Source organism: Streptomyces sp. Da 82-17, assembly GCF_046098215.1.
Classification (GTDB): domain Bacteria; phylum Actinomycetota; class Actinomycetes; order Streptomycetales; family Streptomycetaceae; genus Streptomyces.
On sequence record NZ_JBJURH010000018.1, the window covers coordinates 142,663 to 168,129 of the forward strand.

General features: G+C 71.5%; 25 protein-coding genes and 1 pseudogene. 17 read left to right on the forward strand and 9 right to left on the reverse strand.

What is annotated here, in order from left to right; genetic code table 11:
* Positions 1-112: 112 nt before the first annotated feature.
* Together ACIDOF_RS27205 and ACIDOF_RS27210 are read right to left on the reverse strand one after the other, a co-directional pair.
* Positions 113-1,522, reverse strand: a complete 1,410-nt coding sequence (locus ACIDOF_RS27205) for a sensor histidine kinase (protein ID WP_409008741.1) — start codon at positions 1,520-1,522, stop codon at positions 113-115.
* Between the two features lie 4 nt (positions 1,523-1,526).
* Entirely contained in the window at positions 1,527-2,243 is a 717-nt protein-coding gene (locus ACIDOF_RS27210; protein WP_409008742.1) for a response regulator transcription factor, read from the reverse strand.
* A 318-nt stretch (positions 2,244-2,561) separates the two neighbouring features.
* Between ACIDOF_RS27210 and ACIDOF_RS27215 the strand changes: the two genes are divergently transcribed.
* The 8 genes from ACIDOF_RS27215 to ACIDOF_RS27250 all read left to right on the forward strand — a co-directional run bounded on the left by ACIDOF_RS27215 (position 2,562) and on the right by ACIDOF_RS27250 (position 9,949).
* On the forward strand, positions 2,562-3,338 hold the full coding sequence (locus ACIDOF_RS27215) for an amino acid ABC transporter ATP-binding protein (RefSeq protein WP_409008743.1): 777 nt from the start codon (positions 2,562-2,564) through the stop codon (positions 3,336-3,338).
* A gap of 153 nt (positions 3,339-3,491) precedes the next feature.
* Entirely contained in the window at positions 3,492-4,412 is a 921-nt protein-coding gene (locus tag ACIDOF_RS27220) for a glutamate ABC transporter substrate-binding protein (protein ID WP_409008744.1), read from the forward strand.
* A gap of 142 nt (positions 4,413-4,554) precedes the next feature.
* Entirely contained in the window at positions 4,555-5,202 is a 648-nt protein-coding gene (locus tag ACIDOF_RS27225) for an amino acid ABC transporter permease (RefSeq protein WP_409008745.1), read from the forward strand.
* Complete coding sequence (locus ACIDOF_RS27230) at positions 5,199-6,122, forward strand: amino acid ABC transporter permease (protein WP_409008746.1); 924 nt, start codon at positions 5,199-5,201, stop codon at positions 6,120-6,122. The genes ACIDOF_RS27225 and ACIDOF_RS27230 overlap by 4 nt, the downstream gene beginning before the upstream one ends.
* Before the next feature lie 209 nt (positions 6,123-6,331).
* Positions 6,332-8,545 carry an FAD-dependent monooxygenase gene (locus tag ACIDOF_RS27235; RefSeq protein WP_409008747.1) on the forward strand — a complete coding sequence of 738 codons (2,214 nt, stop codon included), beginning with the start codon at positions 6,332-6,334 and terminating at the stop codon, positions 8,543-8,545.
* A 170-nt stretch (positions 8,546-8,715) separates the two neighbouring features.
* A complete protein-coding gene (locus ACIDOF_RS27240; RefSeq protein ID WP_409008783.1) occupies positions 8,716-8,799 on the forward strand; it encodes a putative leader peptide in 84 nt (27 codons plus the stop codon).
* Between the two features lie 83 nt (positions 8,800-8,882).
* Positions 8,883-9,464: a cysteine dioxygenase gene (locus ACIDOF_RS27245; protein ID WP_409008748.1), complete on the forward strand. Its 582-nt coding sequence runs from the start codon at positions 8,883-8,885 to the stop codon at positions 9,462-9,464.
* A gap of 95 nt (positions 9,465-9,559) precedes the next feature.
* A complete protein-coding gene (locus tag ACIDOF_RS27250; protein ID WP_409008784.1) occupies positions 9,560-9,949 on the forward strand; it encodes a rhodanese-like domain-containing protein in 390 nt (129 codons plus the stop codon).
* A gap of 123 nt (positions 9,950-10,072) precedes the next feature.
* On the opposite strand, the gene recX is transcribed toward ACIDOF_RS27250, so the two are convergent.
* Both recX and recA read right to left on the reverse strand, forming a co-directional pair.
* Positions 10,073-10,987, reverse strand: a complete 915-nt coding sequence (gene recX / locus ACIDOF_RS27255) for a recombination regulator RecX (protein WP_409008749.1) — start codon at positions 10,985-10,987, stop codon at positions 10,073-10,075.
* 3 nt (positions 10,988-10,990) lie between these two features.
* Positions 10,991-12,133: a recombinase RecA gene (gene recA / locus ACIDOF_RS27260; RefSeq protein ID WP_409008750.1), complete on the reverse strand. Its 1,143-nt coding sequence runs from the start codon at positions 12,131-12,133 to the stop codon at positions 10,991-10,993.
* A 248-nt stretch (positions 12,134-12,381) separates the two neighbouring features.
* Between recA and ACIDOF_RS27265 the strand changes: the two genes are divergently transcribed.
* Together ACIDOF_RS27265 and ACIDOF_RS27270 are read left to right on the forward strand one after the other, a co-directional pair.
* Positions 12,382-12,741, forward strand: a complete 360-nt coding sequence (locus ACIDOF_RS27265; protein ID WP_409008751.1) for a hypothetical protein — start codon at positions 12,382-12,384, stop codon at positions 12,739-12,741.
* A 19-nt stretch (positions 12,742-12,760) separates the two neighbouring features.
* Positions 12,761-13,694: pseudogene (locus ACIDOF_RS27270) on the forward strand (sugar nucleotide-binding protein).
* On the opposite strand, the gene ACIDOF_RS27275 reads toward ACIDOF_RS27270, so the two are convergent.
* A complete protein-coding gene (locus tag ACIDOF_RS27275) occupies positions 13,657-14,520 on the reverse strand; it encodes a class I SAM-dependent methyltransferase (protein WP_409008752.1) in 864 nt (287 codons plus the stop codon). The pseudogene ACIDOF_RS27270 and the gene ACIDOF_RS27275 overlap by 38 nt on opposite strands.
* A 140-nt stretch (positions 14,521-14,660) precedes the next feature.
* Positions 14,661-15,563: an alpha/beta fold hydrolase gene (locus tag ACIDOF_RS27280; protein WP_409008753.1), complete on the reverse strand. Its 903-nt coding sequence runs from the start codon at positions 15,561-15,563 to the stop codon at positions 14,661-14,663.
* Positions 15,564-15,879: 316 nt separating this feature from the next.
* On the opposite strand from ACIDOF_RS27280, the gene ACIDOF_RS27285 reads away from it, so the two are divergent.
* The 5 genes from ACIDOF_RS27285 (at position 15,880) to ACIDOF_RS27305 (ending at position 21,179) form a co-directional block, all read left to right on the forward strand.
* Positions 15,880-16,707, forward strand: a complete 828-nt coding sequence (locus ACIDOF_RS27285) for a TetR/AcrR family transcriptional regulator (protein ID WP_409008754.1) — start codon at positions 15,880-15,882, stop codon at positions 16,705-16,707.
* A 119-nt stretch (positions 16,708-16,826) separates the two neighbouring features.
* Complete coding sequence (locus ACIDOF_RS27290; RefSeq protein ID WP_409008755.1) at positions 16,827-18,128, forward strand: sensor histidine kinase; 1,302 nt, start codon at positions 16,827-16,829, stop codon at positions 18,126-18,128.
* On the forward strand, positions 18,125-18,844 hold the full coding sequence (locus ACIDOF_RS27295) for a response regulator (RefSeq protein WP_409008756.1): 720 nt from the start codon (positions 18,125-18,127) through the stop codon (positions 18,842-18,844). Before ACIDOF_RS27290 ends, ACIDOF_RS27295 begins: the two co-directional genes overlap by 4 nt.
* Positions 18,845-19,064: 220 nt before the next feature.
* Complete coding sequence (locus ACIDOF_RS27300) at positions 19,065-20,375, forward strand: cytochrome ubiquinol oxidase subunit I (protein ID WP_409008757.1); 1,311 nt, start codon at positions 19,065-19,067, stop codon at positions 20,373-20,375.
* Between the two features lie 9 nt (positions 20,376-20,384).
* A complete protein-coding gene (locus tag ACIDOF_RS27305; RefSeq protein WP_409008758.1) occupies positions 20,385-21,179 on the forward strand; it encodes a cytochrome d ubiquinol oxidase subunit II in 795 nt (264 codons plus the stop codon).
* A 98-nt stretch (positions 21,180-21,277) separates the two neighbouring features.
* Here ACIDOF_RS27305 and ACIDOF_RS27310 read toward each other — a convergent pair whose 3' ends face one another.
* From ACIDOF_RS27310 to ACIDOF_RS27320, 3 genes are all read right to left on the reverse strand, one after another.
* Complete coding sequence (locus tag ACIDOF_RS27310) at positions 21,278-22,546, reverse strand: AI-2E family transporter (protein ID WP_409008759.1); 1,269 nt, start codon at positions 22,544-22,546, stop codon at positions 21,278-21,280.
* 180 nt (positions 22,547-22,726) lie between these two features.
* Positions 22,727-22,945, reverse strand: coding sequence for a DUF3046 domain-containing protein (locus ACIDOF_RS27315; RefSeq protein ID WP_409008760.1), 219 nt, complete (start codon positions 22,943-22,945; stop codon positions 22,727-22,729).
* Positions 22,946-23,067: 122 nt separating this feature from the next.
* On the reverse strand, positions 23,068-23,490 hold the full coding sequence (locus ACIDOF_RS27320; protein WP_409008761.1) for a MerR family transcriptional regulator: 423 nt from the start codon (positions 23,488-23,490) through the stop codon (positions 23,068-23,070).
* Positions 23,491-23,518: 28 nt separating this feature from the next.
* Between ACIDOF_RS27320 and ACIDOF_RS27325 the strand changes: the two genes are divergently transcribed.
* Positions 23,519-24,307 carry a methyltransferase domain-containing protein gene (locus ACIDOF_RS27325; RefSeq protein ID WP_409008762.1) on the forward strand — a complete coding sequence of 263 codons (789 nt, stop codon included), beginning with the start codon at positions 23,519-23,521 and terminating at the stop codon, positions 24,305-24,307.
* A 158-nt stretch (positions 24,308-24,465) separates the two neighbouring features.
* A complete protein-coding gene (locus ACIDOF_RS27330; RefSeq protein WP_409008763.1) occupies positions 24,466-25,434 on the forward strand; it encodes a hypothetical protein in 969 nt (322 codons plus the stop codon).
* The last annotated feature ends 33 nt before the right edge of the window (positions 25,435-25,467 follow it).

Consider the following 25,467-nt stretch of genomic DNA (forward strand, 5'->3'; position numbering starts at 1 on the left):
GCCGAACGACCACCGCCGGAGGCTTTCGGGAAGGGGCGGGGTGGGGAACTGATCGAGCCCGTCCGGCGCATGAGGACGCTCGCCCGCAGGGCGATGCAGGCGCGGCGGCAACTCAGGAGCTCGGCGGCGCCGACCGCGGCAGGGTGACCGTCACGCGCAACCCGTGCGGCGTGTTCTGCGCGAAGGAAAGCGACCCCCCGCCCGCCGCGAGCAGCGCCCGCGTGATGGACAACCCGAGCCCCGACCCCTTCACGTTCTGGTGTCGCCCACTCCGCCAGAACCGATCCCCGACCCGCTCCAACTCCTCCTCCGCGAGCCCCGGCCCCCCGTCCGCCACGACGACCCGCGCATGCTCCCCGTCGGCCGCGACGGTGACCGTCACCGTCTCCCCCTCGGGCGTGAACTTCAGCGCGTTGTCCACCACCGCGTCCAGGGCACTGGACAGCGCGACCGGGTCCGCCCACGCCGTCGCCGCGGCGAGCCCGGCGCAGCGCAGCTCGACCCCGCGATCCTCGGCCAACGGCCGCCACGCGTCGACGCGTTCGGCGGCCAGCTCGCCGATGTCCGTCAGCTTCAGGTCGGCGGCGGCGTGCTCGGCGAGGGCCAGGTCGAGCAGGTCGTCGAGGACCTGGGCGAGCCGCTTGCCCTCGGTGCGCACGGACGCGATCTCCTCGTTGCCGTCGGGGAGTTCGAGGGCGAGCAGCTCGATCCGCAGCAGCAGCGCGGACAGCGGGTTCCGCAGCTGGTGCGAGGCGTCCGCGACGAACGCCCGCTGCTGTTCGAGGACGTCCTGCACATGGTCGGCCATCTCGTTGAACGACCGGGCGAGCCGCCGCAGTTCGGGCGGCCCGCCGGCGGCCGCGACGCGGGACTTGAGGCGTCCGGTGGCGATGTCGTGGGTGGTCGCGTCGAGCACGCGTACCGGCTTCAGGACCCAGCCGGTGAGCCGCAGCGCCGCGCCGATCGCGAGGAGCATCGCGGCGGCCTCACCCGCGGCGATGACGAGCCAGCCGTGCAGCGTCTCCTCGCGCATCTTCTCGGTGGGCGAGTCGGTGACGACGACGGCGACGACGTCCCCGTCCCGGATCACCGACGACGCCACGTACAGCCTGCGGTCCTGCCAGGGCCAGACCTGCCGCGGGTCGTGGCTGCCGCGCCCGGCGAGCGCCTCCCGGAACGCCTCGTCGCCCTCGCCCTCCTCCGGGACGAGGAAGTTTCCGGCGTTGGCCATGACGTCGCCGTCGCGGTAGAAGACGCCGGCTCTGATGCCGTACACGTCGTGGTAGCGGACGAGCTGCTTCTCCAGCGTGGTGAGCCGCTCGTCCTCCCTCAACCGCCCTGGTCCGGTGGGGCGTTGGGTGACGTACTGGGCGAGCCCCGCGAAGCGGACGGTGTCGTCGATGCGGTCGATGACCACCTTCTGCTGCTGCGCCGCCGCCAGGCTCGCCGCGAGCGGGAAGCCGAGCGCGAGCAGCACGCCCGCCATGAGGACGATGAGCAGCGGGAGAAGACGTGTCCGCACCGGCCTAGCCCTGGGCGGGCGCGACGAGGCGGTACCCGACTCCGCGCACCGTCTCGATCAGCGCGGGGCTGCGCAGCTTGGAGCGGAGCGAGGCCACATGGACCTCAAGGGTCCGCCCGGTCCCCTCCCAACTCGTGCGCCACACCTCGCTGATGATCTGCTCCCGGCGGAACACCACGCCGGGCCGCTGCGCGAGCAGCGCGAGCAGGTCGAACTCCTTGCGGGTCAGCTGCACGCTCTGCCCGCCCACGCTCACCTGCCGGGTGGGCAGTTCGATGCGTACGGGGCCGAGCCGCAGCGCGTCGTCGGCGGCTCCGGCGGACTCCTCGGGCACGGTGCGACGGCTGACGGCATGGATCCGGGCGAGCAACTCCCCGGTGTCGTACGGCTTGACCACGTAGTCGTCGGCGCCGAGGTTCAGGCCGTGTATGCGGGAGCGGACGTCGGCGCGGGCGGTCACCATGATCACGGGGGTGGTGGTGCGCTTGCGGATCTTGCCGCAGACCTCGTAGCCGTCCTGGTCGGGCAGGCCCAGGTCCAACAGCACTACCCCGAAGCCGGACTTGGCGGACTTGTCCGGATCGTTCTCGTCGGGCGGGAGCAGCGCGCGGAGCGCCTCCTCGCCGTTGCGGGCGTGGACCACGTCGAAGCCGTGCCGCGCGAGCACCGCGGAGAGCGCGGCGGCGACATGATCGTCGTCCTCGACGAGCAACAGCCTCATTCCGGCTCCCTCCAATTCACGGTTCGTTCGGGCGGCCCCTGAATCCTGCACGCGGGCGCCCCTGCGCACACCCCGGCCCTGCGCGCGCACGCGCGACGCACCAAGGCAGTCACGCCGATGAACGAGCGCCCCGTCAAGGGCGTTCGGGCCGCTGCCGGGTTCCGTTATGCAGCCGGTACGGAGCCCGGGCGCCCTGTTCACGCGGAGTGTCCGGTTGCGGCCGGATCGTTATGCTCAATTTCCCCTCAGATGTAATGACGCTGGTCGTACGGCCTTACTACTGTCCTCCCAACCGAGGAGGATGGAGCAAGAACCCCCATGGCCGAAGTATCAGTGACCAAGGACGCCGCGCCCGCGGCGGACGAGCTGGTCGCGCTGAAGAACGTCAACAAGCACTTCGGCGCGCTGCACGTGCTCCAGGACATCGATCTGACCATCGCCCGCGGCGAGGTCGTCGTTGTCATCGGGCCGTCCGGTTCCGGCAAGTCGACGCTGTGCCGCGCGATCAACCGCCTGGAGACCGTCGAGTCCGGCACCATCACCATCGACGGCAAGCCGCTGCCCCAGGAGGGCAAGGAGCTGGCCAGGCTGCGCGCCGACGTCGGCATGGTCTTCCAGTCCTTCAACCTCTTCGCGCACAAGACGGTGCTCGAGAACGTGATGCTGGGCCAGGTCAAGGTCCGCAAGGTGGAGAAGGCCGCGGCCGAGAAGAAGGCCCGCGAGCTGCTCGACCGCGTCGGCGTCGGCACCCAGGCCGACAAGTACCCGGCGCAGCTCTCCGGCGGCCAGCAGCAGCGCGTCGCCATCGCCCGTGCCCTGGCGATGGACCCGAAGGTCATGCTCTTCGACGAGCCGACCTCGGCACTCGACCCGGAGATGATCAACGAGGTGCTCGAGGTGATGCAGCAGCTCGCCCGGGACGGCATGACGATGGTCGTGGTCACGCACGAGATGGGCTTCGCCCGCTCCGCCGCGAACCGCGTGGTCTTCATGGCCGACGGCCGGATCGTCGAACAGGCCTCCCCCGACGAGTTCTTCAGCAACCCGCGCAGCGACCGGGCCAAGGACTTCCTGTCGAAGATCCTGCACCACTGACGGACCCGTGGGCGCCCGGGAATCCAGGCCCGAAGCGCCCGCAGACGTCCCTGCGCGGGACCGCCGTCCGCGAAGGCCTTCCCCCGAAGTCCTCCGCGAGGGCCCCCGCCCGCACACGTCTTCTCAGCACCTGACGACACGAAGGATGTGCACATGAAGCTCCGCAAGTCCGCAGCCACCGCGGCCGTCGTGGCCGCACTCGCCCTGACGGCCACCGCCTGTGGCGGCAAGCAGGGCACCGCAGGCGACGGCGGCAAGGGCCCCGACACCTCGGGCACCAAGGCCCTCTCGTACGAGGTGAAGAAGGACGCCAAGGTCGACTCCCCGGTCTTCGAGGCGGCCAAGAAGCGCGGCAAGCTGATCATCGGCGCCAAGGCCGACCAGCCGTACCTGGGCTTCGAGGACCAGTCGACCAAGGAGCGCTCCGGCTTCGACATCGAGATCGCCAAGATGATCGCGGCGGACCTCGGCTTCTCCCCGAAGCAGATCGAGTGGAAGACGGTCGACTCCGGCGCCCGCGAGACCGCCGTCTCCAAGGGCGACGTCGACCTGATGATCGGCACGTACACGATCAACGACGAGCGCAAGAAGCAGGTCGACTTCGTCGGCCCGTACTTCCACGCCGGCGCCTCCCTCCTGGTCCGCAAGGACGAGAAGGACATCAAGGGCCCGGAGACCGTGCGGGACAAGAAGGTCTGCTCGATCGTCGGCTCCACGCCGCTGCAGAACATCAAGAAGCCGAAGTACGGCGCCAAGGTCACCGAGCTGTCCAAGTACTCGGAGTGCGTGGCCCAGCTGCTCAACAACCAGATCGACGCCGTCACCACCGACGACGCGATCCTGATGGGCTACGCCGCGCAGAACGAGGGCAAGCTCAAGGTCGTCGGCAAGCCGTTCTCGGACGAGCCGTACGGCGTCGGCCTGAAGAAGGGCGACAAGGCGCTGCAGCAGGCCGTCGCGGACGCCGTCAAGGCGCACCAGGAGAACGGCGACTACAAGAAGGCCTTCGAGGCCACCCTCGGCAAGTCCGGCTCCGAGTACAAGGACCCGCCGGCCTTCACCGACCCGAAGTAATGACCTCCGCCCCGCTCCGTACGCTCCCTCGGGCGCGGCGGGGCGGGGCGGCCCATGTGCGCCTCGCTGCCGGGCCCTTCCCTGTGGGGCGGGGCTCCGTCGCGAAGACCTGCGACCGTCGCGAACCCCTCGCGGAGAATTCATGAACGTACTGCTCGACAACCTGTCGCTGTTCCGCGAGGGGTTCATCGGGACCCTGGAGTTGACCGGGGCCAGCGCCCTGGTGGCGATGGTGCTCGGCGTGATCATCGCCGGGTTCCGCGTCTCGCCCGTGCCGCCCCTGCGGATATTCGGGACCCTCTGGGTCACCCTGCTCCGGAACACCCCGCTGACGCTGCTGTTCCTGGTGGCGTTCTTCGTGGTGCCGAAGGTCCTCTTCCCGGACCTCGACTCCTTCCTGCTCGCCGTCGCCGCCTGCGGTTTCTACACCTCCGCGTTCGTGGCCGAGGCGGTGCGCTCCGGCATCAACACGGTGCCGCTCGGCCAGGCCGAGGCCGCCCGCTCCATCGGCATGACGTTCACGCAGACGATGCGCCTGATCGTGCTCCCGCAGGCCACCCGCACCGTGGTGCCGCCGCTGTCGAGCATCTTCATCGCGCTCACGAAGAACACCGCGATCGCCGGTGCCTTCAACAACGTCGACCTGTTCAACGTCTCCAAGACCCTGAGCAACGACGGCTACGACATCGCGGTGATCTTCATCTGGATCACCCTCGCGTATCTGATCATCACGTACGCCATCAACGGTCTCTTCCGGCTGTTGGAGCACCGCCTGGAGGTCGCCCGATGAGCGCGAGCGTTCTCTTCGACGCCCCCGGCCCCAAGGCCAGGGCCCGCAACATCATCTACACCGTCGTCGGCTCCGCCGCGCTGATCGGCGGCATCGCCTGGGTCATCCTGCGCCTGAACGAGAAGGGCGAGTTCGACCCCGCCCTGTGGGACATCTTCAACTACGCGGGCATCCGCCAGAACATCCTCGAAGCGCTGCTCGCCACCCTTCAGGTGTTCGCGCTCGCCGGTGTCTTCTCGCTGGTCTTCGCGGTCGTCCTGTGCGTGGCGCGGCTCTCCGACCACCGGCCGGTGCGCTGGCTCGCGGTCGTCTTCATCGACCTGTTCCGCTCGATCCCGCTGCTGATCACGATCTTCGCCCTGTGGGTCGGCATCCTCGGCACGATGACCCCGTTCTGGGCTCTCGTCCTCGGCCTGACGATCTACAACGGCTGTGTCCAGGCCGAAGTGCTGCGCGCCGGCATCAACGCCGTCCCGAAGGGCCAGAAGGAAGCGGCGTACGCGATCGGCCTGCGCAAGTCCCAGGTCATGACGCTCGTGCTGTTCCCGCAGGCGATCCGCTCGATGCTGCCGACGATCATCAGCCAGCTCGTGGTGACCCTCAAGGACACCTCGCTCGGCTTCATGATCCTTTACCCGGAGCTGCTGCACTCGGCCCGCCTGATCGCCAACAACACGCCCGTCAACGGCGTCTACCCGTTCGTCCAGACGGTCGCCGTCTTCGGCGCCATCTACATCGGCCTCTGCCTGGTCCTGTCGTGGCTCGCCACGTGGATCGAGAAGCGGGGGCGGCGGGCGAAGACGGGGATCAAGCCGGCCCACGCCGAGGAGCCGGCCTCCTCGGAGGTGGCCCCGGCGCCGGGCGCCCCCGTCGCCGAGAAGGTGACCGACGCCGACAAGGCGCAGGGCAAGGACAACTGACGGATCGTCGGACATACGGTCACGGCGACCGTCGGAGATCCTGAACCACCGGAGGCAGCGACGTCACGTCGCTGCCTCCGTCACTTGACGCAAGCACCGGCAATGGGTTGCATACGTTCTGTGATCGCGCACCCTGCCCCAACTGCCAGTAACAGCACGCCCTTCAGGGCCCGCCCCGCGGCCCTCTCCCTGGCAGGAGGCGCGGCGCAGTGGACCCGGTGATCGTCGTCGGAGCGGGACCCGTCGGGCTCACCCTCTCCCTCGCACTCGCCCACGCCGGAGTCCCCTCGGTCGTCCTCGACGAAGGCCCCGGCAAGGACGAGCAGCGTCCCGCCCGCACCGCGGTGCTCCGCGAGGACATGGCCGACCTCGCCGCCCGCCTCACGGGGCGCGACTTCTCCGCCGCCCGCTGGGCCGGCTGGCGCTCCTACCGCCGCAAGCAGGAGATGCGCCGGCACGCCTTCACCGTCGACGAGGTCAGCCCCGCCCCCGTCCACCTCGCCCAGCACACCCTGACCGCCGCCCTGCGCGAGGCCGTCGCCGACGAGCCGCTCGTCCGGCTCGCCACGGACAGCCGCGTCGACTCCCTGGAGCAGGACTCCCACGGGGTCTCCGCCCACACCCGCGGCCCCAAGGGCACCTGGTGGCGCGGCAGTTACCTGGTCGGCTGCGACGGCCCGCGCTCCACCGTCCGCAAGCTCCTCGACATCCGCTTCCCCGGCCGCACCGCCGTCGAACGGCACGCCGTCGCCGCGCTCCGCGCCGACCTGCCCTGGCCCGGCGAAGCCGTGCTGCACCGGCTGCCCCCGTGGCCCGGAGCCGCCACCGAGATCACCGCCCGCCCCCTCCCCGAGGGCGTCTGGCGCCTCGACTGGCTGCTCCCCGCCCGCAGCGAACTCGTCACCCCCGAGGTCCTGTTGGCGAAGATCCGCGACACCCTCGCCGGCTGGTGCGGCGGCAGCGTCCCGCCCTACGACCTGCTCGACACCGGCGTCCACACCGTGCACCACCGCCTCGCCCGCAGCTGGCGCGTACAGCGCTGCTTCCTCGCCGGGGACGCCGCCCATCTGCTCGGCGCACTCGGCACCCAGGGCGTCGACGAGGGCCTGCGGGACGCCGACAACCTCGCCTGGAAGCTGGCCCACTGCTGGCATCTGGGGGCGGGGTCAGGGTCGGGGTCAGGGTCGGGGTCAGGGTCGGGGTCGGGGTCAGGGTCGGGGTCGGGGTCAGGGTCGGGGTCGGAGGTGGCTTCGGGTTCGGGTTCCGGTTCCGGGTCGGAGACCGGTTCCGGTTCTGGGTCGGGGGCGACCGCGGGCTTGGGCTCGGGTACGGCCGCAGGCTCGCGCTCGGGTGCGGGCTCGGGCTCGGGCCCGGGTGCGGGCTCGCAGCAGGCTGAGGCCGACGCGCTGCTCGACAGCTACCAGGCCGAGCGCCGTGCCTCCGTCGCCGCCCGCCTCCGCGCCGCCGACCAGGCCCTGCCGATACTGCGCGGAGGCGGCGGCCTGCGCGCCTACGTCCCGGGTACCGCGCGCGGCCACGACGCCCTGCTCACCGACGGCCACGTCGGTCGCGGCCCCCTCGGCACTCCTCCCTCGTACGCCAACTCCCCTCTGTCGCCGGACACTTCCTCCCCCTCCGCGGTCGACACGGTCACCCACCCGGGCACGCCCGTCGCCGACGTGCCGGTCACCGTGCCCGACGGCAGCACGGCCCGCCTGCGCGAACGCCTCGGCCACGGCAACTTCCTCGTCGTCCTCGTCGCCCCCGGCACCGGCGTCTGGGAGCGCCGGCACTGGATGAAGGCCGGAGTCATGCCCCGCCTCGCCGCCGCGGTCACCGCCCTCCCGGTACGCGGCGAGCTCCTCGTCGCCGAGCGCTACCCCGGCGCCGGCGCCCACACCGTCCTCCTCATCCGCCCCGACGGCCACCTCGTCACAGCCCTCTCCGGCGTACGCCCCGCCGAGCTGTACGCAGCGGCGGACTCGGCTTGCGGGGGGTTGCGGGGCGGGGGCTCGGGCGTGGGTACGGGTACGGGCACGGGTCGTCGATCCGGTGACGCGGGCCGGTCCGGGGGTGCGGGCCGGTCCGGGGACGCAGCCCGGTCCGGGGGTCCGGTCGAGCTGGACGTCGAGGTTGCGGACGTGGTTGCGGACGAGGTCGACGAGGTGCGGGCCGACGACGGCACCTTGGCGTCGGACGAGGACAAGTCGGACTCCGAAGCCGAGTCGGAGACGGTTCCGGGGACGGAGCTGGAGTCGGGCACAGCGGCCGAGTGGAGCGCAGAGCTGGAGCGGAGGGCCGAAGCGGGCCCCGACCCGGCCTCCGGGAACGACTCCGCCTCGGACGCCGACCCGGCCCCCGCCCCGGACGCCGACACGAGTACCGGCAAGCCCAGCACCACGGACACCGTCAACGACCGCTGACGGGACCGGAGTTACCCCGTCCTCCGGCCTCCCTTCCGGGGGGCCGGAGGCGGCGGGAAGGAGCCGGGAAGTGGTAAGCGGCAGGCGGTAGGCGGCACGCTCGCCCCAACTACCGCCCACTTCCCGGACACCGTTTGACCCGCCCCGAGCCTCGTGCTGTACTCCGCTTCATGACCGACACCAGCCGACGCCTTTGGCGGAGGGTCCACATGGACCTCGTCCGCTACGCGGGCTGCGTCTGTCACTCGTCCTGATCTCGCCCTTCCCTCACGCGCGCCCCGCACCGCGGCCCAGCGTCGTGCCCGCGCGCACCCCGCGACTTCACAGGACGGCCCACGTGTCTTCGACGCCCCCTTCCGCACCCCCGGCAACGGCAACGCCCCCCGCTACGACCGCCCCGGCCTCCGCAGCCCCCGCCCCTGCACCCGCTCCCACTCCTGCCAAGCTTCTGGACTTCGTGCGTCGCACCGCCGCCGACGCCGAGTTGATCGCCTCGCTCCCCCTCGATCCCGAAGGCCGCACCTGGGTACGGCTCGAAGGTCCCGGCGGCAGTGAGGCGTGGCTGATCGGCTGGCCTCCTGGCACCGGTACCGGCTGGCACGACCACGCCGAGTCGGTCGGCGCCTTCACCACGGCCCGGGGCGAGTTGACGGAGCACTCGCTCGCCGTCCGCCTGCCGAGCGAGGGCTGGAAGACCCTCGAACTCGCCTCCGGCGTCGACCGCAGCCGCGCCCTCCCCGCCGGCCGCGGCCGTGCTTTCGGCACTCACCATGTGCACGAGGTCCTCAACGAGGAGGCCACCGAGCACGCCGTCTCCGTACACGCCTACTTCCCCCCTCTCCCCTTGATCCGCCGCTTCAGCCGCACGGGTTCGGTGCTGCGGCTGGAGCAGGTCGAGCAGCCGGAGGACTGGCAGTGACCCTCAACTCATCCACCCCGTCCACCCCGCCTCCGTCCGTCCCGACCGTCTCGTCCGCCCCGGGCCGCGAACCCGGCCGGCCTCAACCCCTCTCCATCGACGCCCACTTGGAGCGCGTCCGCGAGACTCTCGACCGTATCGATCCGCTTGCCGCCCACGCCGCGGCGGAGGCCGGTGAGGCCCTGCTCGTGGACATTCGGTACGCCGCGCTCCGCGAGCGCGACGGCCTGATCCCCGGCGCCCTGGTCGTGGAGCGCAACGAGCTGGAGTGGCGCCTCGACCCGCAGGGCAGTCACCGTCTGCCGGAGGCGACCGGCCACGATGTGCACGTCGTGGTGGTCTGCAACGAGGGCTACGCCTCGAGCCTCGCCGCCGCTTCCCTCCAGCAGCTGGGCCTGTATCGCGCGACGGACCTGACCGGCGGCTTCCAGGCCTGGCGCGCGGCCGGCCTGCCAGTCACCGCGCCCAGCCCCAACTCCCCCTGACCCTGGCCCTTCCCTCTCGCCAACTCGGCGCCCCGGCAAGGGCCTTGCTCCCCCTTTCTCCCCGTTCTCCCCGCTTTCCCCCTTCTCCTCGCTCCCCCGTTCCCCCCTTTCGCGACCGCCGACTCAGAACCCCCCGTACTCCAAGTCGTCCGTCTCTTCCCCCTCTTCTTCCAGTGCCTGCCGCACCACCCGCAGGGCCATGCCCTCCGGGTAGCCCTTGCGGGCGAGCATGCCCGCGAGGCGGCGCAGGCGCTTGTCCCGGTCGAGGCCTCTGGTCGAGCGCAGTTTGCGGGCGACCAGTTCGCGCGCCGTGGCCTCTTCCTGCTCGGAGTCGAGTTGCTCCATGGCCTCGTCGATGGCCGTGGAGTCGACTCCCTTGGTGCGCAGCTCCCGGGCGAGTGCGCGGCGGGCCAGGCCCCGGCTGTGGTGCCGGGACTCCACCCAGGCTCCCGCGAACGCCGTGTCGTCGATGAGGCCGACCTCCTCGAACCGGGAGAGGACCTCCTCCGCCACGTCGTCGGGGATTTCCCGTTTGCGCAGCGCGTCGGCGAGCTGCTTACGCGTGCGCGGGGTGCCGGTGAGCAGGCGCAGGCAGATGTTCCGCGCCCGCTCCTCCGGTGGCAGGTCCCGCTCTCGCGTACGCGACTCCCCCTTCCCGGCCCTCGACGGGTCGGGGGAATCGCCGTCTTCCCCGGCGCCGCCTTCGCCCCCGGGCGCACGGTCGCCGAAGCCTCCGCCGCGCCCCTCTCCGAAGGCTCTGTCGCCTTCGCGGCCTCTGGCCCCTCGCCGGCCGCGGGCACTGGAACGCCCTCCGCGACCGCCCCGGTCTCCCCTGCCGCCCGGGCCGTTCCAGCCCGCGCGACCACCGGAGCGGTCGGTTTCCTCGCCGGTGCCGAACTCCTCGAAGCGACCCGACTGCCCGTCGCCGTCGAAGAGTTCGCCGTCACCACCGTCGCCGAAGGCGTGCCCCTGGTAGGGCTGCCCGCTGTCGTTCCGGCCGTCGTAGGGTTCCTCCGGCCAGTCCGTTCGCCGTACCACGGGTTAGCTCTTGGCCGTGGCGGCCTTGGTCGACTTGGCCTTCGTCGCCGGTGCGGGCACCGACTTGGCCGCGTCCTTGGAGTCCTTGGCGTCCTTGGCCGCCGCAGCGTCCACGGTCGCCGCGTCCGCGTCGGGCTCGCCCTCCGTCGGCTTCACGCCGACGCCCAGCTTCTCCTTGATCTTCTTCTCGATCTCGTTGGCGAGATCGGGGTTGTCCTTCAGGAAGTTACGGGCGTTCTCCTTGCCCTGCCCGAGCTGGTCGCCCTCGTACGTGTACCAGGCGCCGGCCTTGCGGACGAAGCCGTGCTCCACTCCCATGTCGATCAGGCCGCCCTCGCGGCTGATGCCCTGGCCGTAGAGGATGTCGAACTCGGCCTGCTTGAAGGGCGGCGCCACCTTGTTCTTCACGACCTTGCAGCGGGTGCGGTTGCCGACCGCCTCCGTGCCGTCCTTGAGGGTCTCGATGCGGCGGATGTCGATACGCACCGAGGCGTAGAACTTGAGCGCGCGGCCACCGGTCGTGGTCTCCGGGGAGCCGAACATCACGCCGATCTTCTCGCGGAGCTGGTTGATGAAGATCGCGGTGGTCTTGGACTGGTTCAGCGCGCTGGTGATCTTCCGGAGCGCCTGGCTCATCAGGCGGGCCTGCAGACCCACGTGCGAGTCGCCCATCTCGCCCTCGATCTCCGCGCGCGGCACGAGGGCGGCCACGGAGTCGATGACGATCAGGTCGAGCGCACCGGAGCGGACCAGCATGTCCGTGATCTCGAGCGCCTGCTCACCGTTGTCCGGCTGGGACAGGATGAGGTTGTCGATGTCGACGCCGAGCTTCTTCGCGTACTCCGGGTCGAGGGCGTGCTCCGCGTCCACGAACGCCACCTGGCCGCCGGCCTTCTGCGCGTTGGCCACGGCGTGCAGCGTCAGGGTCGTCTTACCGGAGGACTCCGGGCCGTACACCTCCACCACACGGCCGCGCGGCAGGCCGCCGACGCCGAGGGCGACGTCGAGGGCCGTCGAGCCGGTGGAGATGACCTCGATGGGCTCGTTCGGCCGCTCGCCCATGCGCATCACTGCGCCCTTGCCGAATTGCCGTTCAATCTGTGCGAGCGCGGCGTCGAGCGCCTTCTCGCGGTCGGTTCCTGCCATGGGTTCCACCCGATTTGCTTGAGTCGATCGCTTCACGTCCAAGACGCTATCCCCTGCCACTGACAATGCGCCTCGACGTCGGCCCCGGCCTGTGGATAACTCCGCGGAACCCCCGATTTTCCGGGGCTGTGGGGGTACCGGAGCTCCCATAAGAATGGATGTTCGATTTACGTGTCAAGCGCACCCCGCGGCCCGCGTGTCGGCCTCGCGGCGGCCGGAGCACGTCGGCGAGGGCGGAGAATCCGGTCATGTCTCTCCTCGTCCACACCTTCGTCCGCGACGCCGCCGACGGTTTCGTCCTGCTCGAGGATCCGGCGCACGGCAAGACCCTGGCGGGCTTCGAGACCACGCGTACCCGGCTGTGGGGCTCGGACGCGATCCGAGCGCTGGGCGCCCGCTTCTTCCCGCGGCTCGACGGCGACGACTTGTACGTGGAGCCGCCTGACGTCGACGCCTTCCTCGCCGAGTGCGAGGCGCTCCGCCCGCATCTCGCCGACCTCGCCCGGCAGGGCGGCTACGAGACCGACTACGTGGGCCGGCGCTTCGACAACATCGTGGCCGCGGCGCATCGAGCCAAGTCGGTGGGCGGCGGGGTACTCGTCTGGTGAGGGGGTCGGGTGAGATTCCGTGGGGCAATGTCTCGCCGGGCGGCGTCTCGTACGGGGCAGCCTCTTCTGGTCATCCGGGGGCCGCGGCCTTCTCGGCGCCGAGGTGGTCCGCCAGGCGGTTGCGGCGGAGCACGCGACCGCCGCCACCTCCGCTTCCCGGCCGACCTCGGAGGCCGATCACACGGGCGTCCGTTGGCATGCCCTCGACCTGCGTGACTCCGCCCGAATCGAGGCGCTCGTGGCCGAGGCGGCTCCTTGCGTGATCGTCAACGCCACGGGCGCGAAGGCCGATCGGTCGGTCGCCGTCGAGGGGCCGGTGCGCCTGGCGGCGATCGCGGCGCGGCACGGCTGCCGCCTGGTGCATGTGTCGAGCGACGCGGTCTTCTCCGGCGCCCGCGTCCACTACGACGAGGCCTGCTTCCCGGATCCGTTCACTCCGTACGGCGCGGCCGAGGCGGAGGCGGAGCCGGTGTCCGCCGCCTGTTCCCTGACGCCGTCGTCGCCCGCACTTCGCTGATCATCGACGGCGGCGCGGGCCTCCCCGGTTCCTCCCCGCATGTGCGGCTGGTCCACGACCTCGCGACCGGCGTACGGACGGTGTCCTGTTCACCGACGACATCCGCTGCCCGGTGCACGTCTCCGACCTGGCCGCCGCCCTGCTGGAGCTCGCGCTCTCCGACGCGCGCGGCGTACACCATCTCGCGGGGTCCGACGCGGTCAGCCGCCACGAACTCGGACTTCTCATCGCCCACCGCGACGGCCTGGACGCCTCCCGCCTGCGGCCAGGTCTGCGATCGGACTCCGGGCTGCCGGCCGCGCTCGACGTACGTCTCGACAGCCGTACGACCCGACGCAAGCTGCACACCGTGCTGCGCGGAGCTCGGACGTTCCTGACGGACGACGGCCGACCGCCGCTCAGCCGGACCGCCCCTCACCGCTCCCGGGGAGCGTGAACACCGCGACGTCATAGCGCTCGTTCACCTCCTCCCGCGGCGCGGCCCCGCTCGCCCGGTCGGCCGCTTCGCGTCTGACTGCCGCCTCCATGCGATCGAGCCCCGCGCGGAATTCCTCGGGTGTGAGGTACGTGAACTTCGACTGCGGGGCCGTGGCCACGCGCGCGTGGTACGTGGCCAGGTCGGGCGCCACGGGCTGGGCGTACGACAGCACGTCCTCCCGTACGAACCCTGCCGAGGTGAAGTCGGCGACCAGCTGCTGTTCGCTGGGGAACCGCCGCTCGTCCAGGGCGCGCAAGCGGGGCCAGTAGTCGTAGACCACGGCGTCGAGGCGTTCCCTGAAGGTCGTTCTGACGATCGCCTTCCCGCCGGGGCGCAGGACCCGCGCCAACTCCCTTGCCGCGGCGGCCCGGTCGGGCAGGTGGTGGACGACCCGGGAGAGCAGGGCGAGGTCGAAGGAGTGCTGTGCGGCGGGGATGTGCTCCGCTGAGCCGCGCTCGTAGCGGACGGCCGGGTGCGGGTGGTGGCGCCGCGCCTCGGCGAGCATCGCCTCGGAGGCGTCGACGGCCAGGACTTCGGCGCCGTCGATCCAGCGCGCCATCGCGGCGGAGAACATGCCGGTGCCCGCGCCCACTTCGACCACTGCGGGCTGTGGTCGGTCCGTACGGGAGGCGATCAGCTCGACCCAGGCGCGCAGGGACGGTTCCGGCATCTCGTTGCCCCGCTCGTAGGCGCCCGCGAGGCGTTCGTCGTCGTACACACGGGGCGCACCGTGGCTGTGGTCGCTCCCGCGCGGGTGGGCGGTTTGCTGGTGGTGGCGGTCCATGAGGGTGTCCGTTCCGTCGTCGAGAGGCAGGGGGGTGAGACAGGTGCCGGGTTGCGCTCGACGCGGGATGACCCCGGTCGGGTGTCAACTCATGGGCAGAGCGCTGGTGTTGATCGGAACGTACGCGCGCGTGCGGTGGTTCATGCGGCGAGTGTGCGGAGCTCGTCGGCGATCGTGTCCCACGCGCGTGCGGGCAGTTCGTGGCCCACTTCGGGGAGGAGTCTCAGACGGGCGCCGGGGATGCGGGCCGCTATCGCGCGGGCGGCGGTCGGCTTGATGAGGGGGTCGTCCTGGCCGTGGAGGACGAGCGAGGGGCGCGTGATGGCGTCGATGCGCGGGCCGCTCCACTGGGCGCCGATCTGACGGCTCTGGGCCTGACGGTCGTGCAGGCCGTTGTCGAGGTTGCGCAGCGCGTCCGCGCGGGCGGCGTTCTCGTCGAAGGGGCGGCTCGGGGAGGCGAGGAGGCGGGACACGGCGATCCCTGCGGCCACAGCTCCGTCGGCGGTGTCGGGGAACCGGAGGCGGGCGAACTTGGCGAGGGTTCCGACGCGGATGTACCGCAGGGTGGCGAGGCCCGAGACGTCGGCGGGGACGGCGGCCATGGTGGTGAGCGTGCGCACGCGGTCGGGGTGGCGCAGTGCCACGCGCTGGGCGATGGCTCCGCCGAGCGAGACGCCGAGGAGGTGCGCCGAACCCCAGCCGAGGGCGTCCAGAACTGCGGCGGCGTCGTCCGCCATGTCCTCCGCCGTGTACGCCGCGCCTCGCCTGCCGAACAGCGCGGAGATGGGGTTGCCGGTGGCGACGGGCGGGAGCCGGGTCGACTCGCCGCTGTCCCGCTGGTCGTACCGGGCCACGGCGAAGCCCTGCTGCGCCAGCGCCAGGCAGAGGCCGTCCGGCACCCAGTACCTGTTGGCGCCAAGGCCGGTGACCAGCAGCAACGGCTCGCCGCCCGCGCCCTCGGTCAGCGCATCGAAGGCCAGCCGAACGCCGTCGTTCTCGGCCCGGCGGACCGGACCCCACAGGTGCACCGGGGACGTGGACATCGGGAACCTCCAGGGACAGGAGCGGGGCAGGCACGAGGGCAGACTCCGAGGAAACCGCGAACAGCGTTCGCAGTTCTAGGGTAGAGGACGCCGCACGTGAACGGGAGCGGCGGCGGAGGCCGATCGGCCCCGAGACATCCCTGATATTTCCCCTAGGGGTCCCCGGGGATCTCCCCGATGCGACCGCCTCGGGAAGCGGTCCGCCACGGGAATCGGCCCCGACCCGAGGTGCGTCCCCCCGGCACATGACTCGCCCGGCATGCGCCAGTGGGACACAGGCAGAACAGCGACGGGACAGAGAGACAGGAGACGAGCAGTGAGCGAGGAGTCCGAGCCGGAGACGGTCTGGGCGCGACCGCAACGCGCGACCCGCGGCCCCGCGGCCGGCCGGAGCCGCGACGAACTGGCCGCCGCAGCGGTCGAGTTGGCGGACCGTGAGGGCCTGGACGCGGTGTCCATGCGCCAGGTCGCCAAGGCCCTGGGCACCGGCCAGGCCTCCCTCTACCGCTACATCGCGGGCCGCGACGACCTGCTCGACCTGATGACGGACGCCGTCGCGCGCGAAGTGGCCCTCGACGTGCCGCTGCAGGGCGACCCCGTCGACGATCTGGTCGCACTCGCGGAGCGGACCAGAGCCGTGCAGCTGCGGCACCCGTGGCTGCTCGACGTCCCTCCCGAGCCGCTGCGCCTGGGCCCGCACGGCCTGGACCACCTCGAATACACCCTGCGGGCGATGGAGCCGGTGCCCTTGCCGGGCCGGGCCAAGCTGGAGATCGTCGGCCTCACGAACGCCCTGATCACTCAGCTCGTACGGGCCGAACTCCAAGGCTCCACAGGGGGATTCGCTCGTACGTCCGGCACGGGCGGTGGCGGATCCGGCCATCGTGCTTCGCGCGGGTCGGCCGCAAAAACCGGTACCAGTACGGCCGAGCGGCATGCCGCGGACCGTCGGGCCGCGCAGGCCATCTACCTGAACAGGGCAGCAGCGGAGGGCGACCGTCCGCTGATCGCGGCAGCTCTGGCCGATCAGCCCGAGGCGGAACTCGCCCAGGACCCGGAGGAGCTGTTCCGGCGTACCGTGCGCCGGATGCTGACCGGGCTGCTCGGCACCGGCCACCACCCTGGAGCGGAAAACGCCCCCTAAGGGATGCGGTTTTCCCGACAGGTCCGGGCCGTGGAGCCCGGAATATCCTTCCGGACATGGCCTTTCCCCCGACCGGTCCACCCGGGCAGCGACTGTCCGCGCGTGCCAAGGATCTAGCGGTGACGCTGGCCGTCACCGCTGTCGCCGCGGGCGGCGCGCTGTGGGGGATGCGGGGCGAGTCCGAGACGCTCTGGCAGGCGGTGGCGGGCTGGTCGCTGCTCGCGATCGCGTGCGGTGCGCTGCACTTCCGGCGTCGCAGGCCCATCGGCGTCGCAGTAGTGACGCTTTTGGCGTGCGCGGCGTACTTCCCGGTGAGCGCGAACGACGGCCCTGTGGTGCTCGCGTTCATCGTCGCCCTCTACACGGCCGCAGTGGACGGCCGTTTCGCCGCGGCCGCCGCCCTGGGGGTCGTGGCGATGCTGCTCGTGGTGTACGGCGAGGTGTTGCAGGAGCCGGGCCGGCGCAAGGTCGACGACATGTCGATCATGATGCTGGCGGGCTGGCTGCTCAGCCTCCTCGTGCTCGCTCGCGCACAACGCACGCGTGCCGCCTATTTGGAGGAGGTCCGCAGGCGCGCCCTGGCCGCGGAGCGGGAGCAGGAGGCGCTCGCCCTGCAGAGCGCGTCCGAGGAGCGGCTGCGGATCGCGCGCGAGGTGCACGACGTGCTGGGGCACAGCATTTCGCTCATCAACGTGCAGTCCAGCGCCGCCCTGCACCGCATCTCCAAGCACCGGTCCCGCGCCGAGGACACGGCTGAGGGGCGCACACCCGCCTCGGACAAGGCGGCGCCCGACCACGCAGGCGCGGACAGCCCGGCACCGAGCCGCGCCGCCTCGGACAGCACTGCGTCCGACCACGCAGCCTCGGACAGCCCCGCTCCCGGCCAGACCGCCGCGGGCGGCGCGCTCGTCATCGCCGAAGAGGCACTCGAAGCCGTCAAGTCCACGAGCAGGCAGGCGCTGGCCGAACTCCGCTCGACCCTCGGCATGCTGCGCCGGTCCGACGAGAGCGCGCCCACGGCGCCCACAGCGGGCCTCGACCGGCTGCCCGAGCTCCTGGCGGGCGCACGCAGCGCGGGCCTCGACGTCCGTGCGGAGACGGTCGGCGCACCCCGGCCGCTGCCGCCGCCGCTCGACCTGGCGGCGTACCGGATCGTGCAGGAGTCGCTGACGAACGTGGCCCGGCACGCGCGCGCGTGCGTAGTGACGGTCACGCTCGCCTACTCCGCCGATGAACTGCAACTGCGGATCGACGACGACGGGCAGGGCTCGCCCGACGAGCTCGCGCACGGCAGCGGGATCCGCGGCATGGCCGAGCGCGCCAAGGCGTTCGGCGGCGAACTGACCGCGCACAACACGGCGGACGGTTTCCGGGTGAGCGCCCGGCTGCCGCTGTCGGAACCGTTCGAGGGGGAGTTGTGACAGCCGCACAGGGGCCGACGAGAACCGGCTCAGCACCGCACGGCCGCAGAGCGGTCCGTGTCGTCCTCGCCGACGACCAGACTCTGGTCAGAGCCGGTTTTCGCTCGATCCTGGAGGACGAGGACGACATCGAGGTGGTCGGTGAGGCCGCCGACGGCGAGCACGCCGTCGCGCTCACCCGGCAACTGCTGCCCGACGTGGTCCTGATGGACATCCGCATGCCGGGCGTCGACGGCCTGGAGGCCACCCGCCGCATCACCGAGGACGCGTCCCTCGAAGGCGTACGCGTCGTCATCCTCACGACGTTCGACGTGGACGACTACGTGTACGGGGCGCTGCGCGCGGGCGCCTCCGGGTTCCTGGTGAAGGACACGGAGCCGATGGAGCTGCTGCACGGCGTGCGGGTCGTGGCGCGCGGCGACGCCCTGATCGCGCCCGCCGTGACCCGTCGCCTCATCGCCGGGTTCGCGGGCCGCAGCAGGCAGCCCGATCCGAGCCCGCGGCTCAACGCGCTGACCGAGCGGGAGCGGGAAGTCATGGGGCTGGTCGGCGCCGGCCTGTCCAACGACGAGATCGCCCGGCGACTCGTCCTGTCCCCCGCCACGGCCAAGACGCACGTGAGCCGGATCATGACCAAGCTGGACGTCCGCGACCGGGCCCAACTGGTCATCCTCGCCTACGAGTCCGGAATGATCACCCCGGGCTGGCTGAGCTGAAACCCGACACCGCGCGGGGGACGCTTTCCGAATCCGCCACCGCACGGGTGGGCCTGCCCGAATCCGACACCGCGCGTGTCCACGCTTTCCAGAAATCCAGCACTGCGCGTGCCCGCAACTTCTGGGGTACGCCGGCCCGCTCTCCCGCAACTGAGGATGTACGCCCACTGTCCACCAGCGGCCGATGCCGCTCCCTGAGTCGTACGCGGACTCTGGCGGTGTGGATCCCTTCCTGACTCTCGCGAGCGCCGCGCCGGCGTCTGAGACCGTCGACCTGGCGCGGCTGCAGTTCGCCCTCACCGCGGGCGGCCACTTCCTGTTCGTCGCCCTCACGCTGGGCCTGGCGACGCTGGTGGCGTGCCTGCAGACCCGGGCGACGCTCGGCGGCGGCAGCGTGCTGCACGCGCGCATGGTGCGGTTCTGGGGGCAGTTGTACGTCATCAACTACGCCGTCGGGATCGTCACCGGCATCGTCATGGAGTTTCAGTTCGGACTGAGCTGGAGCGGACTCACGCACTACGCAGGGGACGTTTTCGGCGCCTCCATGGCTCTGGAGACAGTCGTCGCCTTCTTTGTGGAGTCGACTTTCCTCGGGCTGTGGATCTTCGGCTGGAACCGGTTCAACCGCTGGGTCCATCTGGCGCTGATCTGGGTGGTGACGCTCACGGCCTACGCCTCCGCGTACTGGATCCTCGTCGCGAACGGGTTCCTCAACAACCCTGTGGGGCACCGGGTTTCGGGCGATCGGCTGGTCATCGCGGACGCTGCGGCGGTGTTCACCAATCCGAGCACGCTGCTCGCGTTCGGGCACATCGTCGCGGGCGCGCTGCTCACCGCCGGGTTCTTCATGGCGGGAGTGAGCGCCTACCACCTGTTCAAGCGCTCGCCGGAGTGGGAGTTCTTCGGGCGCGGGCTGCGCATCGGGGTGTTCGTGTCACTGCCCGCGCTGTTCGTGACGGCGACCTTCGGTGGGGTGCAGTTCGCGGTGATGCAGCCCATGAAGGAGGCGGTTTTCAGCAGCAAGGCGGCCGAAGTGGCCCGTCTTCAGGCCGACATGGTGGCCCGATTCGGTCCCGGTGACTACGTCCCTTCGGAGGCCTGGACGCGCGGTGCCGGAATTCTGATGCTGCTGGCCTTCGCGCTGATGATGTACCTGTGCCTGGGCGGCGTCGTGCTCGCCTGCTTCAAGAGGGCGGTTTTCCGCTTCCGGCTCTGGCATGTGGTGTTGATGGCGGCGGTTCCGCTGCCGTACGTGGCGATGATCAGCGGCTGGGTGTTCCGGGAAGCTGGGCGTCAACCCTGGGTGGTGTACGGCCTGTTGCGGACCGAGGACGCTGCCTCCTCGGTGTCGCCGGGCGCGATGCGCACCTCGCTGATCGTGTTCACCACCCTGTTCGCGCTTCTCGCCGCGCTCAACGTGTGGCTGCTCGTGCGGCACGCGCGCGTGGGGCCGGTCGAGCAGGGGCTCGGCCACGACGAGCGTGCCGCCGAACGGAACCCGGCCGACTCTCTCGCCGCCGCACGCTACTGAGGAGCACCCATGGACACCTCGACCCTCGAAACGCTCTCCGTCGGCCTGCTGGCGTTCTTCACGGCCGGATACTTCGTGCTCGGCGGCGCCGACATCGGCACCGGCATGCTCGCGCCCTTTCTGGGTCGCGGTGACGCGGAACGGCGTCTGGTTCTCACGTCGTTCGCCCCGTTCTTCCTCGGCAACGAGGTGTGGCTCGTCGCCGCCGCGGGCCTGCTCATCGGCTGCTTCCCTGAGCTCGAGGGCGAGCTTCTGAGCGGCCAGTTCGCCGTCGTGGTGCCGCTGCTGGCGGGCTGGGTGGTGCGCGACGCGGGGCTGTGGCTGCGCGGCCGTGCGGGCGGCTCCCGGTGGCGCGCCGTGTGCGACGGGGCGGTGGTGTGCGGCAGTTGGGCCGTCGCGCTCTCCTGGGGCTGGCTGCTCGCCGGGCTGTTCACCGGCTCGGCCGGTTCCGTTGCGACCGGCCCGGTGGCGGTTCTCACGTCCCTCGCGGTCGCCGCCCTGTTCGCGGCGCACGGGCTCGGCTTCGCCGCGATGCGCCTGACGGGGGATCCATACGCACGCGCGCGTGTGCTGGTGGGCCGGAGCGGGCGGCCCTGGCAGACGTTCGCCCTGACCGGCACCCTGATGGCCGCGCTGCCGCTGCTCGCAGGGCTGACGCTGCCGCTCACGGAGTCGGCTGCGGACGGGACCACGCTCGCGTTCCTGGTGCCCGCGCTGCTCGTGGTGACACCGCTCCTCGTGGCCGTGCAGGCGTGGACGTGGCGCACGTTCCGGCACCGCGTCACCCGGCCTTCGTACATCTGAGACCGGCGGCCGGATTCGTAGACCTGAGACCGCCTTGCCGGAAAAGGGCTCCCCTTACGGGGAGTGACCGATTACGAGAACGGCGCCGGGAGTGCGGCTCACCCGTCCCGCTCGGTCGGCGGCTCCGACGTGCGCTGCTGGGGCGGCGGAGGTGCGTCGCTGCGCGTGCTCAACGCCTGTCTCAGCCGTACGAGCGGCGGGCCGGCGGCGCGCCTGCGGTGGCCGTGCACGCGCGGGTCGTCCGTCACGTCGTACCGCCGCACATAGGCGCCGAGGAACGCCTGCAGCGTGGCCACCGCGGGGATCGCGATGAGAGCGCCGACCGCGCCGAGCAGGGCCGTACCCGCGATGACGGAGCCGAACGCGACCGCGGGGTGGATGTCGACGGTCTTCGCGGTCAGCTTGGGCTGCAGCATGTAGTTCTCGAACTGCTGGTAGACCACCACGAAGATCAGCACCCACAGCGCGTACCAGGGGTCGACCGTGAACGCGATCAGCATCGGCAGCGCGCCCGCCAGATAGGTGCCGATCGTCGGCAGGAACTGCGAGACCAGACCGACCCACACCGCGAGCGCGGGCGCGTACGAGACGTCGAGCGCCGCCAGCAGGATGTAGTGCGCGACGCCGGAGATGAGGGCCATCAGGCCGCGCGAGTACAGGTATCCGCCGGTCTTGTCGACGGCGATCTCCCAGGCGCGCAGCACCTCGGCCTGCTTGGCGGGCGGCAGCACGGAGCACAGCGCGCGGCGCAGGCGCGGGCCGTCGGCGGCGAAGTAGAACGAGAAGAGCAGGATCGTCAGGAGCTGGAAGAGCCCGCCGAGAACCTGCGCCGACACGTCGAGGACGCCGGTCGCGCTGTTCTGCACGTACTTCTGCAGCCAGTCCGAGTGCACCAGGCTGTCCTGCAGCTCGACGCGGGACAGCTCCGTGCGGAACGTGGTGTTGATCCAGCTGATCACCGAGTCCAGGTACTGCGGGAAGTCCTCCACCATGTCCACGATCTGGCCGGCGAGCATCGAGCCCAGCATGGCGACGAAACCCGCCCCCGCGACGATCACGCCGAGGAACACCAGGGCCGTGGCCAGGCCGCGGCGCATGCCGCGCTGCGCCATCCTGCTCACCGCGGGCTCCACGGCGAGGGCGAGGAAGAACGCGATCAGGATGTTGATCAGCAGGCCGGTCAGCTGGTGGAAGGCCCAGCTGCCGAGCTGGAAGCAGGCGAACAGCGCCAGGGCGAGCACCATGGCGCGCGGGAGCCATCGAGGCATGCGCTGTCCCGACCACGCCGACGTGGGCCCCGCGGGGGGCGTCGTGGGCGGGCCGCTGTCCTTTGCGACGGTCTCACTGGGTGCTTCGCTGGCTGCCACGTCGACCAGTCTCGCGTACGCCACCGACAAACCGGCAGCCGCGCGGACGTGAGCCACCTCATCCGGCCGAGGCCGTGTCCTGATCCTTTCGGTCGGCCGTCCGACCGACGAGCCGCTCCGTCAGCCCCCTTCTCGAACTTCTCGATCTCCTCGGAACTCCTCGAACCGTCACCGCGCGTGTCAGCGTTTGTCCTCCGGGAGGGTCCCGCGCTTGTCGGCCGGGATGCCCATGGCGGTGCAGACCGCGCGCCACACGTCCTTCGTCTCCCAGCCGGCGTCCAGCGCCTCGTGCACCGTCCGCCCGCCGAGCTCGGACATCACGTGATCACGCGCGAACGAATCGGCGTACGAAGCACCGAAGTGCTCCTCCATCCGCTGCCAGAACACCGTCAACCGCATGAGATCTGCTCCGCACCCACTCCGAGTCGCGCACTTCCACTTCCCGTGGCCTCTTTGGGGCCTGAAGTGCGTATGTACGCAGCGTAGAGCCTGGGCGGGCGGCCCCGGACCGGACTCGGGGCTCAGGGCTCCGGGCTCACCACCCGCTGGAAATGGGCACACTGCGTGACGTCCTCGTGGTCGCAGTCCAGGGCGCATTCGATGAGGTCGAGGGCCGACTGCGCGGCCGCGATCCGGGCGCGCAGGGTCTCGGCCTCCTCCTCAAGAATCGTCCGCCGCTGCGCGAGATCGCCGGTGGCCGCCAGAGTGCGGATGGTTTCGAGGGCGAGCCCCGCCTCCTTCGCGCGGAGCACGACGGCTACGCGCGTGAGGTCGGCCACGGTGTAGCGACGCCGTCCGGCGCTGTCACGCGCGGGCGCGAGGAGGCCCATCGACTCCCAGTGACGCAGTACGTGCGTGGCCAGACCGAAGCGCCTGGCGACGGCGCCGATGCTCATCGGACCACGCGCGGCGCCGCCCCGTACCTCGTCCTCGCTTGACTTCATGTCGACATTAAGTCGCAGCCTGAGCCGCATGACCAGGGAAACGGATCGGACCACACCTCGGGCACCCCGGCCGCACGAGCCGACGGACGGCCTCATCGCGCTCCTCGACGCGGCCGACCAGCTGCCGGGAGCCGCCGAACTCCGCGCGCTGTCCTACGACTTGCTGGGCGCGGCCGCAGGGCAGGCGGTCGTGGACGTGGGATGCGGCGCGGGGCGGGCCGTCGCGGAGCTGGCCGCGCACGGTGTGCGGGCCGTCGGCGTCGACCCGGACGGGCGCATGCTCGCGGTCGCACGCGCGCGGTGGCCGGAGGCCGACTACCGGCGCGCCGGCGCGTACGAGCTGCCGCTGCGGGACGCCTCCGTGGACGGCTACCGGGCCGACAAGGTGTTCCACGAACTGGCCCGGCCCGAACGTGCGTTGGCGGAGGCGCGCAGGGTTCTCAGGCCCGGCGGGCGGATCGTGCTGGTCGGCCAGGACTGGGACGCGTTCGTCATCGACTCCGACGACCCCGGCCTCACCCGCACGCTCGTGCACGCCCGCGCCGACCTGACCACGGCCCCGCGCGCCGCCCGCAGGTACCGGAACCTTCTCCTCGACGCCCACTTCGCAGAACCGGTCGTCGAAGTGCGCACGGGGGTCTTCACCGGGCCGGAGATGCTGCCTCTGCTCGTCGGCCTCGCCGAGGGCGCCTGCTCCGCGGGGGCCGTCACACGCGCGGAGGCGGACGGCTGGATCGCCGGGCAACGCGCGCGTGCAGAGGCAGACCGGCTCTTCCTCGCCCTGCCGATGTTCGTGGCGGCGGCGACGGCTCCCTGACGGCGTTGCACGGTGCTCCGGGGCCACTGTCCGGTTCGGATCGTGCACACGCGCGGAGGGGCCGGAACGTCAACCCCGTGCATTCGAAATCCGGCACCTGAGAGTGGCCGTTTCCGGAGCGGCTGCCCGGCGCCGTCCGCCGCCCTACGGTTCGAGGCATGGCTGAATCCGTAGCATCCGGTACGCCCGACGCAGCGGCGCGCCTGCCGCGCCCCACGGCCGCTCGGCCCTCCCGGCTGGCCCGCGCCGAGCACTTCGTGTGGCTCACCGCGCGCGTGCTCGAACAGCGCAGGTTCGCCCACCACTTCCTCGGCGGTTCCGCCGATGCCGTCGAGGAGGCACTCTCCGCGTACCGCACCCCCGACGGCGGCTACGGCCACGCCCTGGAGCCCGATCTGCGCGGGCCCGTGAGCCAGCCGCTGCACACCGCGCACGCGCTGCGGGTGCTGGACTCGATCGGGCGCTGCGGCGGGCAGCGCGTGGAGCGGGTGTGCCGCCACCTCTCGGACCTGTCGACGCCGGACGGCGCGCTGCCCGCGATCCATCCGAGCCAGCGCGGCTACCCGGTGGCTCCGTTCGTCCCGGTCGTGGACGACCCGCCCAGCGACCTGCTCGCCACGGGGCCGGTCGTGGGTCTGCTGCACCGCAACGAGGTGTGGCACGCCTGGCTCTTCCGAGCCACGGACTACTGCTGGGCCGCCGTCGAGTCGCTCACCACGTCGCACCCGTACGAGATCCAGGCCGCGGTCGCGTTCCTCGACGGTGCGCCCGACCGCTCCCGCGCACAGGCCGCCGCGGACCGGCTCGGCCGGCTCGTACGGGAGCAGCGGCTCGCTGTGCTCGATCCGCGGGAGCGCGACACGTACCCGGTGGCTCCGGGCTACGCGCCGGGCGAGCACCACTTCCCGCACGACTACGCGCGCGTGCCGGAGTCTCTGGCGCGTGCCTGGTTCACCGACGAGGAGATGAGCCGCTCGCTCGACCATCTGGAGAGCGAGCAGCAGGACGACGGCGGCTGGCCCGTCAACTGGCACCTGTGGGCGCCGGGTTCGGCCCTGGAGTGGCGCCCCATCGTCACGATCGACGCCTTGCGCACACTGCGGGCGTACGGACGGTCGCTGGGCTGAGGCGCTTCGGGCGTCACGGGTGCGGCGCTGCAG